Source organism: Myxococcales bacterium (assembly GCA_016716835.1).
Classification (GTDB): domain Bacteria; phylum Myxococcota_A; class Polyangia; order Haliangiales; family Haliangiaceae; genus JADJUW01.
The window spans coordinates 16,130-28,761 of sequence record JADJUW010000006.1; the positions used below are offsets into that span (position 1 = coordinate 16,130).

The 12,632-nt window shown below is 61.1% G+C and carries 14 protein-coding genes; 12 read left to right on the forward strand and 2 right to left on the reverse strand.

Annotated elements, in window-relative coordinates; translation table 11 throughout:
- Positions 1–112: 112 nt before the first annotated feature.
- The 3 genes from IPL79_20355 to IPL79_20365 all read left to right on the forward strand — a co-directional run bounded on the left by IPL79_20355 (position 113) and on the right by IPL79_20365 (position 1,546).
- Complete coding sequence (locus tag IPL79_20355) at positions 113–556, forward strand: hypothetical protein (protein ID MBK9073327.1); 444 nt, start codon at positions 113–115, stop codon at positions 554–556.
- Positions 557–638: 82 nt separating this feature from the next.
- Entirely contained in the window at positions 639–1,187 is a 549-nt protein-coding gene (locus IPL79_20360) for a hypothetical protein (GenBank protein MBK9073328.1), read from the forward strand.
- Between the two features lie 62 nt (positions 1,188–1,249).
- Complete coding sequence (locus IPL79_20365; GenBank protein MBK9073329.1) at positions 1,250–1,546, forward strand: hypothetical protein; 297 nt, start codon at positions 1,250–1,252, stop codon at positions 1,544–1,546.
- Here the strand turns inward: IPL79_20365 and IPL79_20370 are convergent.
- Positions 1,543–1,902, reverse strand: coding sequence for a hypothetical protein (locus tag IPL79_20370; protein MBK9073330.1), 360 nt, complete (start codon positions 1,900–1,902; stop codon positions 1,543–1,545). The genes IPL79_20365 and IPL79_20370 overlap by 4 nt on opposite strands.
- Positions 1,899–2,069 carry a hypothetical protein gene (locus tag IPL79_20375; GenBank protein ID MBK9073331.1) on the reverse strand — a complete coding sequence of 57 codons (171 nt, stop codon included), beginning with the start codon at positions 2,067–2,069 and terminating at the stop codon, positions 1,899–1,901. Before IPL79_20375 ends, IPL79_20370 begins: the two co-directional genes overlap by 4 nt.
- A 145-nt stretch (positions 2,070–2,214) precedes the next feature.
- Here IPL79_20375 and IPL79_20380 point away from each other — a divergent pair, with 145 nt between their 5' ends.
- From IPL79_20380 to IPL79_20420, 9 genes are all read left to right on the forward strand, one after another.
- On the forward strand, positions 2,215–2,511 hold the full coding sequence (locus tag IPL79_20380) for a twin-arginine translocation signal domain-containing protein (GenBank protein MBK9073332.1): 297 nt from the start codon (positions 2,215–2,217) through the stop codon (positions 2,509–2,511).
- A 13-nt stretch (positions 2,512–2,524) separates the two neighbouring features.
- The gene (locus IPL79_20385) at positions 2,525–3,271 is read left to right on the forward strand and encodes a phage regulatory protein/antirepressor Ant (protein ID MBK9073333.1); all 747 of its coding nucleotides are present in this window, start codon (positions 2,525–2,527) and stop codon (positions 3,269–3,271) included.
- Between the two features lie 105 nt (positions 3,272–3,376).
- Entirely contained in the window at positions 3,377–3,991 is a 615-nt protein-coding gene (locus IPL79_20390) for a hypothetical protein (GenBank protein ID MBK9073334.1), read from the forward strand.
- Complete coding sequence (locus IPL79_20395; GenBank protein ID MBK9073335.1) at positions 3,945–8,090, forward strand: hypothetical protein; 4,146 nt, start codon at positions 3,945–3,947, stop codon at positions 8,088–8,090. The genes IPL79_20390 and IPL79_20395 overlap by 47 nt, the downstream gene beginning before the upstream one ends.
- Positions 8,003–10,462 (forward strand): hypothetical protein, encoded by a 2,460-nt coding sequence (locus IPL79_20400; GenBank protein ID MBK9073336.1) that lies wholly within the window; start codon positions 8,003–8,005, stop codon positions 10,460–10,462. The genes IPL79_20395 and IPL79_20400 overlap by 88 nt, the downstream gene beginning before the upstream one ends.
- Positions 10,463–10,512: 50 nt before the next feature.
- A complete protein-coding gene (locus IPL79_20405) occupies positions 10,513–11,163 on the forward strand; it encodes a hypothetical protein (protein ID MBK9073337.1) in 651 nt (216 codons plus the stop codon).
- Positions 11,153–11,986, forward strand: a complete 834-nt coding sequence (locus IPL79_20410) for a hypothetical protein (protein MBK9073338.1) — start codon at positions 11,153–11,155, stop codon at positions 11,984–11,986. Before IPL79_20405 ends, IPL79_20410 begins: the two co-directional genes overlap by 11 nt.
- Before the next feature lie 12 nt (positions 11,987–11,998).
- On the forward strand, positions 11,999–12,307 hold the full coding sequence (locus IPL79_20415) for a hypothetical protein (GenBank protein ID MBK9073339.1): 309 nt from the start codon (positions 11,999–12,001) through the stop codon (positions 12,305–12,307).
- On the forward strand, positions 12,304–12,632 hold a 329-nt coding region (locus tag IPL79_20420), incomplete at its 3' end, for a hypothetical protein (GenBank protein MBK9073340.1). The genes IPL79_20415 and IPL79_20420, both read left to right, overlap by 4 nt.

Here is a 12,632-nt window from a genome sequence, read left to right on the forward strand (position 1 = left end):
TGCCCCGGCCTGCGGGCTGCCCGGACTGGCGAACAGCAGGCGAACAACCAACCGCGAACATCAACAACCCGCTCTGGCGGGCCTGTTCGCTTGCCAAATGAAAGGGCAAAAAATGGCTGACCTCACATCATGGATCGGCGGCATTCTCGGCCACGTCACCGGCAATTTCGATGCCGACGCGACCGCGTCTGACTACGCGGCGAAATCATTCGCTGACCTCGGCAATATCAAATCGGTTGGCGCGATGGGTGTCACGTCGTCCGCGATCACCGTCCAGACCCTGGAAAGTGGATTTGACAGGTACGTCAACGGCGCGAAAAGCGGCGGTGAAGTCAATATTTCCGTCGCCTTCGACGCATCGGACAGCACCTATGCGACCATCCGCGGGCTGTCGAACACCAACACCAACGTATGGTGGGAGATGACCGACGCCGACGGCAAGATCGTCTACTTTCAGGGGCTTGTCGCCAACTGGCAGGAAACCGAGCGCAGCACCTCGGTCGAGAAGGGCGCGACTTGGATTATCCGCGTGAACAGCGGGTTTGTCTACGTCTGATCCGCGCAAGCGGCTAGGGACCGGACGGATGTGGTTCGCCCGTCCGGTCCCGACCTGAACCAGAACCACAAGGAATACGACATTGGATTTCGGAAAGTACGACAGCCGCACGGCGGCAGAAACCCCGATCCGTATGCAGATCAAGGCACAATCGACCGGCGAGCCGATCAGCGACGGGAAAAAACCGTGCATCGTGCTGGTCAAGGGCGCATCCAGCCGGTCGGCACAGGCGGTAATGCGCGCCGAAGAGGCCGCGCGGATGAAAAAGGCCAAGGGCAAGAAAACCGACGAAGAGGCGATGGATATTCAGAAGTCGCTGGGCGAAAGCGCGGCGCGGTTCGTCACCGGCTTCGAGGGGGTGCAGCGCAAAGACCAGACGACAGGCGAATTGCGCGACATTACCGCCAGCTCCGAGGACTGCGCGTGGTTTTTCGATCTGAATATGTTCAGCTTGCCGCACCTGATGCGCGCCGGCAACGGCATCACCCGCAAGGACGACGAAGACGAAGATGCATTCGAGGCGCGGCGCGATGCCGAGATGGCCGAATGGCTCAAGCCGTCTTTTGCCCAACAGGTGATCGACGCGGCGCGCGAGGATGATGCTTTTTTGGGCGCAACCGCAAAAGGCTGACGCTCTACGCGGCGCAGCTTGGGTATCTGCACAGCAAGCCCGAGGGATGGCCGACGACCAGGATGGGGCTGCTGGCCGAACGGGCAGAGAAAAGGGGCGAGCCGGTTGAACCCGGCCTGCCCGAAATAGACGCTGGGCAGTACCTAATTGATGCGATGATGGCGCTGGGGCCGACGCGATCAAACGGCATGGGCGAGGAACCGACCGACTGGCACATCATCGCGCCATTCGTGCAGGCGACCGGGCGGCTGTCTGAGCCTTGGGAACTGGAAACGCTGGCTGATATGTGCCGGGCGTACCTGACCGGGCGGAATGAGGGCGACAACCCGCTTTGCATACCGCCGGTGGAGCGGGGTTAAACGCGGGCCGATCTTCCGGCAGAGAGGTTGCCACATTCATAAGCGGCCAGATCGTCAAGCCATACGAGAGGCGCGCGCCCAGGCTTCATGTTGACCAATGCTGGTTGGAATCCTGTCATTCCGCCAAAACCGTTTTGGGCGTTCAGGCTGACGCAATATGCGGTTTCGCCGTTGGCCAGCGAGTACGCGCGCATATCACCGAACTGGGCGCTGTCAGGGGCGCGCAGGTGGGATTTGATTGTAGCCTTGGCTGTTGCGGCTTCTGACTTCGATATGGCGCGCGGCGTGGCAATCGTTGATGCGCAGGCGGACACAATCGCAGCGGCGGCAATGGCAATAACGGTTCTCGGGTTCACGGTGTTTCCTTTCCATCGGTTATCTTGAGGGCTTCGCTCACCAGCCGCCGAATGGCTTCGGATCGGCTGGGCAAGTCCGGTTGCGCCCGACGCCACTCGTCAATCGCTGCGACCTGCGACGGGGTGATGACAAGGTTGAGCCTGAATGATTTGAGTTCTTGTTCCATGCGGGGATGATTACAGCACTAGCACAAGCCGCGTCAACTAGCATGTTGACAGTCGGCATAACTTATGTAAGTTTCTAATCGGGCCGAGAAGCTGTTGACGCAGCGACCCAGCCCTAACCGCAACGGATCACGAGAGGATCACGTCATGGCTGATTCCAGCAATACCACCCGCAGACAATTCCTGAAAGCCGCGCCTGCGGTTCTGGCGCCTGCCGCCGGTCTGGCCGCGTTCATGGCCGAAGCCGCCACGCCGGATGAACAGGTGCTGCACCACATCCGCGAGATTGAACGTATTCTGGCAGAAACCCGGCCTATGGCATGGAAAAGCCCACGGCTTTCTTTGTCGTCAATGGCGAAATGGGCTGTCACGCCTATCCCAAGGGCTACGCGCGCGGCGATGCGAGCGCGATGTACGAACCCGACCGGGGCGGCTGGACGATGATGGCGGGGGCAGTATGATGGAACAAATCGCAATCGACACCAGCCGCCAGCCCGTTGTGTTCGCCAAGGATGGGGAAGTCTTCGCCACCAGCCGGGATATTGCCGCGTTCTTCGGGAAGCGGCATGACCATGTGTTGCGCGACATCGGCAATCTGATCGCCGCAGAGCCGCAGTTGGGTCTCGCCAATTTTGGGGAGACCCCCTATGTAGAGGCATCCAACGGCCAGACCTACCGCATGTATGAAATGGACCGTGACGGGTTCACCTTGCTGGCGATGGGCTTCACCGGGACCAAGGCGCTCAAGTGGAAGCTGCGCTACATCGAGGCGTTCAAGGCGATGGAAGCCGAGTTGAGCAGGATCGCTCAGGCCGGAACCGCCATCGACCTGAACAACCCGGCCCAGCTTCGGGCGCTGCTGTTGAACTACAGCGATCAAGCCGAGCGACTGGAACGGCGGGTGCAGGAATTGTTGCCATCGCAAGAGGCGCTGGCCCGCATATCCAAGGCCGATGGTTCCTTGTGTATTACCGACGCGGCCAAGGCGTTGCAGATGCGCCCGAAGGACTTGTTCGACTGGCTCATGCAAAACGGCTGGATTTACAAGCGGCCCGGATCGGCCAGCTATCTCGGATACCAAAGTCGAACGGCCACGGGGTATCTGGAGCACAAGGTCACGACGGTTTCGCGCCCGGACGGAACGGAAAAGGTCACTGAACAGGTTCGTGTGACGCCGAAAGGTCTGGCGCGGCTTGCCAAGTGATCGCCCCGCGCATTCACTGACAATCGCCTGATCTAAACCAAGACGACAACCAAAGGCTCCGGGCGGAAACGCTCCGGGGTCTTTCTCGTTTGAGGGAATACGCCAGTGAGCGCATTTGCCGAGTTAAAATTGGTGGCCGATTCATCCGGCCTGAAATCCGGCGTCACCGAGCTTGACCGGCTGACTGCCGCCGGCGGCAAGGCGGAAAAGGCGACGGATCGGTTCGGGCGCGAATTCAAGCGCACCGGCGATAGCGCGGCGGCGGCCGGGACGAAGATCAAGGGCGCGGCGGCATCCACAGACAAGATGCGCGCGGCGGCGGTTAGCGCGGCCAAGCACCTTGTAGCGATGACGACGGCGTTTTTGGGCGTTCGCAGCATCGGGGCGGCGTCTGAGCAATACAACAAGATCGCAAACAGTATGCGCGCGATGGGTGTTGATGCCGGTCATGTCGCCGGATCAATCCAAGCCATAGCGGACATTTCCAACCGGACACGGGCACCGCTAGAGGCCACGGCGCAGCTTTACCAGCGTATCAGCATCGCCGGCAAAGACCTGGGCGCATCACAGCAGAGCGTAATGCGGTTTTACCGAAAACGTCGGCCTCGCGCTTGCGCAAACCGGCGCATCGTCGGGCGAAGCGGCTGGCGCCCTGTTGCAACTGTCGCAGGCCATGTCAGGCGGCACGGTTCGCGCCGAAGAATTCAACAGCATTCTTGAGGGCGCATTCCCGATTGCGCAGGCGGCGGCAAATGCCATCGACGGTGCCGCCGGATCGGTTGGCCGATTGCGGCAGATGGTCATCGCGGGCGAGATTTCCAGCAAGGAATTCTTCGACGCGATCATCAGTCAAACGACGGAACTTGAGGCTGCATTCGCTAATACGATTCCCACGGTATCGCAGGCGTTCACGGTCTTGGGGAACAACTTCACACTGTTTATCGGGCAGATGGATGGCGCTTATGGCGCCAGCGGTGCCGTGGCGAAGGCAATCATTGCGCTTGCCGAAAATATCGACCGCGTGGCGATCTATGCCGGCACAGCCGCTTTGGCGATTGGCGGCGCCTATGTCACCAGCGCAGCAATCGCGGCCGCCAGTACACTGACATTTGCCGGGGCGCTGACGTTCTTGCGGGCGGCGATCATGCGAATAGGGATCGGGTTGTTTGTCGTCGCCATTGGCGAAGGCGTCTATTGGTTCAATAAGTTGGTCACAGCGACGGGCGGTTGGGGCTTTGCGCTGCAGGCGCTTGGCGATCTGGCGGCCGGCGTGTGGGAAGGCATCAAGACAAGCGCATCGTCCATCGGCCCGTCGCTGAATGCGGTTTGGGAAACGGTCAAGTCCGGTTTCTATTCGATGCTGGCCGGCCTGACCGAAATGTGGTCGGGATTTCTGGGAAGCATGGCCGGAGGACTTGCCGGTATTCCAGGTTTCGGCGGCATTTCAGATTCGCTGAGTGCGGCCTCTGCCAACGCCTTCGGGTCGATGAGCGAATACACGGCAAAGGCGCAGGCGGCGACAAGCGCGAACGAACGGTTGACTGCGTCGGCGGCTGCATTGCGCGAGCAAGGATGGGATAGGGTCAACGCGGCCCTGAAAACGCTCCAACTCCAAATGGACGGCGCAAACGGCGAACTGGATGAAGGAACCAAGGCATCCGACAAGCTGAAGGACGCGCTTGGCGAAGTGAACAACGCCCTTGGCGAAAAGGGCGTTGCCGGCGGTGCTGGCAAGGCCGAGGAAGCCGTCAAAGACTTGAAGACCGAAATGGAGGGTCCGCTTTCCGGCGCCATCGACAACCTCGGCAATGCGTTCGGGGAATTCCTGACCGGCGGCATTCGCAGCTTCAAGGACTTCGCCAAGTCAATCATCGACGGCTTCAAGCGGATGATTTCGCAGATGATTGCCACGTCGATTGCAAACCCGATCAAACTGGCTCTTGGCCTGTCGGTCGGCGGCGGTGCCGGAACATCGGCGGCGGCTGGCGGCGTTGCAGCCGGGGGCGCGGGAGGCGGCGGCGGCATCCTGGGCGGGCTGCTGGGCGGCAAGGTGTTCGGCGCCGGCGGCGTCATCGGCGGTCTGTTCAAAGGGTTCACGACCGGCATAACCAACATGTTCGGCGGTTTTGGGACGATGTTTAGCGGCATCGGGTCGCAGCTTGGGTTGGCGGCGACCGGCAGCATGTCGGCCATTGCCGGCGCCATCGGCATGATCGCCGCGCCGCTTCTGGCCGTCGCCGCCGTGTTTTCGTTTTTCAAGACGAAAACGACCGAACTGGATGCCGGCCTGCGGGTGACCGTCACCGGCATGGATGCGCTGATCGAGACTTTCAGCACCATCGAAAAGAAAAAGTTCTGGGGGCTGTCGAAAAAAGTCAGCACCGGCTATTCGCCGGCAGACGACGCTGTTGCCGACCCGCTGATCCGCGCGGTTGCCGACATTCAGGGCGGCGTTCTGGTCGCGGCGAAAACCATGGGCATCGGGTCGGACGCCTTCACCAAGTTTTCGCACACGCTGCAAGTCTCGACCAAGGGACTGTCCGAGGAAGACGCGCAGAAGGCGGTTGAGGATGCGTTCGGCGATCTTGGCAACGCCTTTGCGGGCATGATCCCCGGATTGCAACGGTACACGCGCGCGGGCGAGGAAAGCCTTGCAGCTGTGACCCGGCTGTCTGCGGCGCTGGTCACGGCCAACGACGCATTCGACTTGCTGGGGCGCAACCTCTACGCGGCCACGCTGGCCGGGGCCGACATGGCGTCCGGGTTGGTGGATGCGTTCGGCGGGCTTGATGCGATGACCAGCGCAGTCGGCACCTATTGGGAGGCGTTTTACAGCGAGGCCGAACGGTCCGACACCATCATGCGGCGGTTGCGCGATCAGTTCGCCGATCTGAATGTCGTGATGCCGGAAAGCCGGGCGGAATATCGCAAGATCGTGGATGCCATCGACACCACGACCGAGGCCGGGCGCGAGTTGTTCGCGGGGATGGTCAGCCTTGCCGGCGCGATGGACGCGGTATTGCCGCAGGTGGCGTCGTTCACGGCAGCAATGCAGGGCATCGTTGACCGGATCGGCGGCGAAATCGGCGTCCAGATCGACCAGGCCACGCAGATGGCGGCGGATTACAAGGCGTCTGCATCGCTTTGGTACAAGGCCGCCACCACGATCCGCGATTTCCTGCGCGACCTGAACAACTCGCCGCTGGCCTTGGGGTCGGCATCGCAGCAGTTTGCCACCAACAAGGGCCGGTTTGATACCGCGTTCGGGATGGTCAAGGGCGGCGATCTGCAAGCGGCGCAGGACATGCCGGCGCTGGCAAAAGCCTATCTCGAAAGCATTCAGGCGACGTCGGGGTCGGCGGTGGATTACCGCCGGCAAGCGGCGCAGGTCACGGCGGCGCTGCAACTGGCCGGCGGCATTTCGGACGTCGAGGGCAGCAATGACGACATTCTGCGCGGGCTGTATCAACAGCAGATCGACGTGCTGACCAGCCTGGCGAATTTCCTGCAACTGGACGGGATCGACGCCGACTTGCTCAAGACGTTCGACGCCGAGACGCAGGAACTGATCAAGAATTTCGACGGCACGGTCGGGCTGTTCGATACGACGCTGAAACAGATCAGCGATGCGATCACCAGCGCCAAAGATTTCAGCTATGACAAGATCATGGCCGATCTGGATATCGCCATCAATCTCGGCAAGGGCAGCAAACTGCCAGCGTGGGTCAAAGACCTTGTTACTGGCGCCGGCGGCAACATCAAGACCACGTTCGACTTCATCCTGCGCCGGGATGATCTGACGCCGGACATGAAATGGATTGCCACGCAGTCGATTTCCGACATGACCAAAAACCTGAAATTCATCGTCACCAAGGGGCTGGATGAGGCCACGGCGGCGCTGGCGCTTATGGTCACGTCGAGCCTGACCAAGACCATAAAATTCATCGTGCGGTCGCCGCTTGACGACGAAACCAAGCGGCTTGCCTTGATCGGCAATTCCAACCTTGTGCGGACGGTCAAGGCGGTACTGTCGTCCAATGCCGACCCCGATGCGATGATCCTGGCGCTTGCCGCAACGGGTGCCTATGACGTGGCAGTCCGGGCGGCGCTTGATCCCAGCGTGACAAAGAACGTGCGCCAGCTCGTGTTCGGCGATACCGGGACATTCGAGGCGGTTGTCACGGCTGCCCTGAGCCTGGACAAAGCCGCCCGGCGCATCCTGTTGACGCAAGCCGGCGAATATGCGGTCAACATCACCGCGACGCTGGTGTCGGGACTGGATAAGCCGATCCAGAAATTGCTGCTGAACGCCAACACCATGGCGATCCGGGCCGTCACCATCGCAGCCGCTTTTGCCGATGGCATGGACCCCGAGTTGGTCACGCTGCTGGCCGAAGATGGCAGCAGGGCGATCCGCACCATCAAGGCCGTCGTCAACCCTGGCGGGATTGACGCTCTGGGGCTGCTGTTCCTAGATCAGTTAATCCAGACCGCGCCGGTTGAGCGGTCGATCACGGCATCGGTTGGCGCCATGAGCGCCGGCAATCGCCGGGTGCTGTTTGAGCAAAAGGGCGCGTATGCCGTCGATATCTCGGCTTCACTGGGGGCCGGGGTCAAGGGCAGCATCAAGCCGCTGCTGTTCGACAAGCCGACCGCGATTGGTCACTGGGCTTGGGACATCGGGATCACTGGCGGTTCGGCGACGGACTGGCCGGCAGGTTCCAACGGCTTTTGTCGGGCAACACCGCTGGCCGCCGGGATATCGGCATTTTCGGAGATTTCGGCGACGGACTGGCCGGAAAGTTCAAGACCCTGCTGACTTTCGGCGCGACCAGCGCCACCCGTGACATCGGCATCACCGGCAGTTTTGATGACGATCTGGCTGGCAATCTTGAGCGACTGCTCGGGCTTGGCAAGACCTCGCTGCGCCGCGACATCGGCATCACCGGTGCATTCACCGATGAAACCGACCTTAAATTCCGCAAGCTGCTTTCGGCCAACACAGCCGCCCGGCGCGATATCGGCATCGCGGGCGCGTTCACCGACATGCCCGACAAGATCAAGACGCTGCTGGGCGCGGCGTTCACGACCGGCACCCGCAAGGTCGGCATCACAAGCGGCTTTGATCCCGCCATGTCCGCATTCATGGTCGATCTGCTCTCGAAAGACACCACCGGCGCCCGTGACATCGGCATCACCGGCGCGATTGATGCCAGCCCGGCAATGCGCCGGCTTCTGTCCATGGACACCACCACGGCCACGCGGGGCATCACGGCGACTCTGGACGATGACGGCATTTCGCCGCTGGGTCAGCGGTTCCTGACGCAACTGGCGGCGGTTGGCGATGTATCGCGCGGCATTGCCGGATCGCTGACTGTCGCCGCCATGGACAAGACCGGGGGGCAGTTCTGGCGGCAACTTATGTCCGGGGTAACGACCACGGCCAAGACGATTTCCGGGTTGGTTTCCGTATTGCCGATGACCGACGACGCGGGGCAGTTCTGGCAGCGGCTTCTGGCAGGGGCGTCAACCACGCGCCAGAACATCGCGGGCAAGTTGAGCGTGTTCGGCATGGGCGAGGTCGAGGCCGGCTATTTCGGGCTGCTGACCGGCGGGTTCAAGTCGGTGCCGCGGGGCATCGCCGGAAAACTTTCGGTAGACAGGATGACGCCGGTCGAAAGCAGCTATTTCGGGCTGCTGACGAATGCCTTCACCGCGCCGACGCGGGGGATCAACGGCAAGTTGAGCGTATATAAAATGGGCGCGGTAGAGGCCGATTACTGGACCTTGTTGACCGACGCATTCACCGCCCCGATGCGCGGGATCACCGGCAAACTGACCGTCGATGCGATGACCGGCACTGCCGGCGATTTCTGGCGGCAGCTTTTGGCCGGATCGTCCACCGTAGCCAAGACGATTGCGGGCGGCATTACCGGGGTGACGCAGGCAACGGGCCTGTCGTGGGTGGCCGATAAATTCCTGCATCAGATCATCGCTGGCGACGGCATCTTCACCAAGACGATCATGGGCGGCGTCAATATCGACGGGCTTGACGGGCGGCAACTGGCGCTGCTGGACGCCATTCGGGGGGCAAATGCCGGCCTTCTGACTGTCGGGGGCAGCTTCAAATTTGCCCCCGAGGCGGCATTCTCGACGTGGTTCGGCGATACCCTCAAGACGGGCATCACGACGCCCATGTCGGTGCTGTCGCTGGCCCTTGGCGATCTGCGCAAGGCGGTTGCCGATCAGATCGCCGCCGAAAAGGGGCGTGAGGTGGCGAGTGCTTTGACCAATGCAGCGGCGGGCACCCTGACGGGGCCGATGGGCGCCAACATCCTGGGCAAGGACAAAATCGAAGAACTGGCCCGGATTGCCGGCATCAACATCGCTGACCACAATGCCAAGGGCGGCACTCTGCAAGGGCTGGCCGACCGGGTGGCGGGCTTCTCGGCCTATGACAGCATCAAGGCAATCGTCGCCGACCCGACCGGGGATCGCACCAAGGCGCTGCTGTTTGAGCATCTGACCGACCCCGGCCTTATGGTCAATCCCGGTGAATACAAAAAGCACGTGATCCCGGAATGGGCGTCCAAACCGCAAATGCATTTCGAGCAGATCGGGCTGCAACAACTTCTCGACGGGACACGGGCATTCCGGCCGGAAACGTTCAACTGGAAAACCATCGGGCTGAACGTGCCGGGGTTTGCCGACGGCGGCATCCATGCCGGCGGGTTGCGGATGGTTGGCGAGCGCGGGCCGGAACTTGAATACACCGGGCCATCGCGGATCACCAGCAACAGCGACTTGCGGGCGATGTTCGACATGCGCGAGGTCGTGGCCGAACTGCGGGCGGTTAAAGCTGAATTGCATGGAATGAAAGCGCAAGACAAGCAAATCGGCACCGCCACGGTCTCAAGCATCAAGGACGGCAATCGAACCCCTGACCAAATGGGACGTCGATGGAATTCCGGGGGAACGGGTATGAAGGTACTACCGTCGATCATCATGACTAACGCCATCATGACTGCTACCAATGTCCCCGAGGACGACGCAGCGGAATGGGATATATCGACGACCTACGACGCCGGGGATCATGTCATTGTCGCCACCGCACATCTGGTCTACGAGTCAGTTGTCGGCACAAATCTGGGGAACACCCTGAGACTGACGACGGAACGAAATGGATTGTAATCGGATCGACTAAGCCTTGGCGCGCATTCGACGATGTGCTGTCAGCGCCGTTGTCAAAATCTGGAACCATCACCTATACCATAGAACCGACCGAATTGACCCGATCTGTCGGGCTGGTCGGCGTGTCAGCGGCAGAGGCGACAATTGAAGTCCTGAATCCGGCGGATGCCGTGCTAGTGACGCGAACGCGATACCTTGCCGACTATTCTGAAATGGTTGACGCCTTGGCGATGGTCACGATAGAGCCGAGAAAAGTCGAGAATGCCATATTCGAGGACATCATATGCCAGCCTGGAAATCGCATTGAAATAACAATAGGCGACGGCGCCGGAACTGTTGAAATCTCTGAAATCATTATCGGAAACACAATCACCGTTGGCGACGTTGTTTTCGGCGCGACAATCGGAATTGATGATTTTTCCGCCGAGACTACAGACGGTTACGGCAATGTCAGTATAACACGCCGAGGGTATCGCGATGTGACAAAATTTCCTGTCGTGGTCAAAACTGGCGACGTGAAGCGATTGCGTCGGAAGTTGGCGGGCTTGCGGGCAAAATTCGCTCTATTCTATCACACCGCTGATGATACCGATTACGGGACAACCGTTTTTGGTCGGTACGAATCCCTCGAAATGATCCTGTCAGGACCGACAATCTCTGACTTGGAATTGATCGTGAAAGGCGCGACCTATGACGCTTAGCTTTCCTGCGGCACCGACCGCCCCGGACTTGAACAGCCCGGACACCTACAATGCCCGCGTTCTTGCCGGCTTCACATGGTGCTTCGACACTATGCCGGATTACTTGACCGGGCTGGACGCGGCAGATTTCTTTCCCGTGCAATCCAGTCCCGCCGACGCCACGGCGGGGCGCGTGCTGGAAGTCGGAGCCTCGGCCACGGTGTTGTCGGCGTCTCCGGCGTTGCGCGTGACCAAAGGCGGGACGGCCAATGCGATCACGCTGACCACCGGGGCAAGCCTTGGTAGCCTGACGACCGGGCTGCGGCTGCGGTTCCGGGCGACATCGGCCAACACAGCCGCCACCACGATCAACGTTGACGGCATCGGCGCGGCGGCGGCCAAAACCGTCACGGGGGCCGCCCTGCCGTCAGGCTATATCCGTAGCGATGCGGACACGGATATCCTCTACGACGGCACCAACTGGATCGCCAACCGTGAGGACGAATATGGCAGCAATGCAAACGGAGCCTACGTGCGGTTTGCCAACGGATTTCAGACTTGCTGGAATACCGCCCAAACCCTGACCTACAGCAGCACTCAGCAAGTGAGGGTGACATGGACCTACCCGGCTAAATTCATCACTTCGGCTGTGTCGGGCAGCGTGACCGCGACGGGGGCAACTGGCGATCTTACTGATTTGAGCCGGACCAAACTCGGCGTGGTCACAATATCTCCATCCGCCGATTACTACGGGTCGTTCGGGCTGATCATCACCGACAGCAGCGCGGTGGTGACATCTGAGGTGCGCAACGCCACCACAACCGCCACCGGCCTATGGTATTGAGGAGGAGCACCCATGCAGATCACATTCATCCCGCAATCGCGCTTTGACACGCTGGCGCTGTCCGTGGCCGGTGACGTACTGACCGTCAATGGCGCGGCACTCGATCTATCCCCCCTTCCCGAGGGTGCTGTTCTTCCCGCCGATGCGGTCGCCTGCGACTGGATAATGGGCGACATAACCCGCGTCGGCGGCGTCCTGCATCTGGCGATGCTGCTGCCCTATGGGCTGTACGGCGGGCCGGCGCCGGAACAACAGACAATCACCACCGACGACGGGCCGATCACGCTGCCCGCAGGCGCAAATGACGGAGGATTGGCATGAACATCGACTGGACGCGGATGCAGACGGCGGAGCAAAGGACGGCGGCGGCGCTGGCCGAAAAGCGTAACGCCGCAACCCTGTCCAAGCGCGAGTTCTGCCTTGCGCTGGCCGCGAACGCCATCATCTCTGACGCCGGCTGCGTGGCGGCGGCAAAGGGCGAATGGCCCGATGAATTGTCAGGCTTCTTCGCATATCTCACACCGGCACAGCAGCGCGACGTTGAAATCGAGTGGGCCGGGTCCGGGCATGTCGCCCGTATGGATACCAACATCCTTGTCATGGCCGCGTGGCTTGGCCTGCCCGACGCGGCGGTTGACGCCCTGTT

What these genes read in the sequence shown, in the direction of transcription:
- IPL79_20355 (MBK9073327.1), top strand. Translation starts at nt 113, where the DNA reads ATGGCTGACCTCACATCATGGATCGGCGGCATTCTCGGCCACGTCACC.
- IPL79_20365 (MBK9073329.1), top strand. Translation starts at nt 1,250, where the DNA reads ATGGGGCTGCTGGCCGAACGGGCAGAGAAAAGGGGCGAGCCGGTTGAA.
- IPL79_20415 (MBK9073339.1), top strand. Translation starts at nt 11,999, where the DNA reads ATGCAGATCACATTCATCCCGCAATCGCGCTTTGACACGCTGGCGCTG.
- IPL79_20380 (MBK9073332.1), top strand. Translation starts at nt 2,215, where the DNA reads ATGGCTGATTCCAGCAATACCACCCGCAGACAATTCCTGAAAGCCGCG.
- IPL79_20410 (MBK9073338.1), top strand. Translation starts at nt 11,153, where the DNA reads ATGACGCTTAGCTTTCCTGCGGCACCGACCGCCCCGGACTTGAACAGC.
- IPL79_20385 (MBK9073333.1), top strand. Translation starts at nt 2,525, where the DNA reads ATGATGGAACAAATCGCAATCGACACCAGCCGCCAGCCCGTTGTGTTC.
- IPL79_20395 (MBK9073335.1), top strand. Translation starts at nt 3,945, where the DNA reads ATGTCAGGCGGCACGGTTCGCGCCGAAGAATTCAACAGCATTCTTGAG.
- IPL79_20375 (MBK9073331.1), bottom strand. Translation starts at nt 2,069, where the DNA reads ATGGAACAAGAACTCAAATCATTCAGGCTCAACCTTGTCATCACCCCG.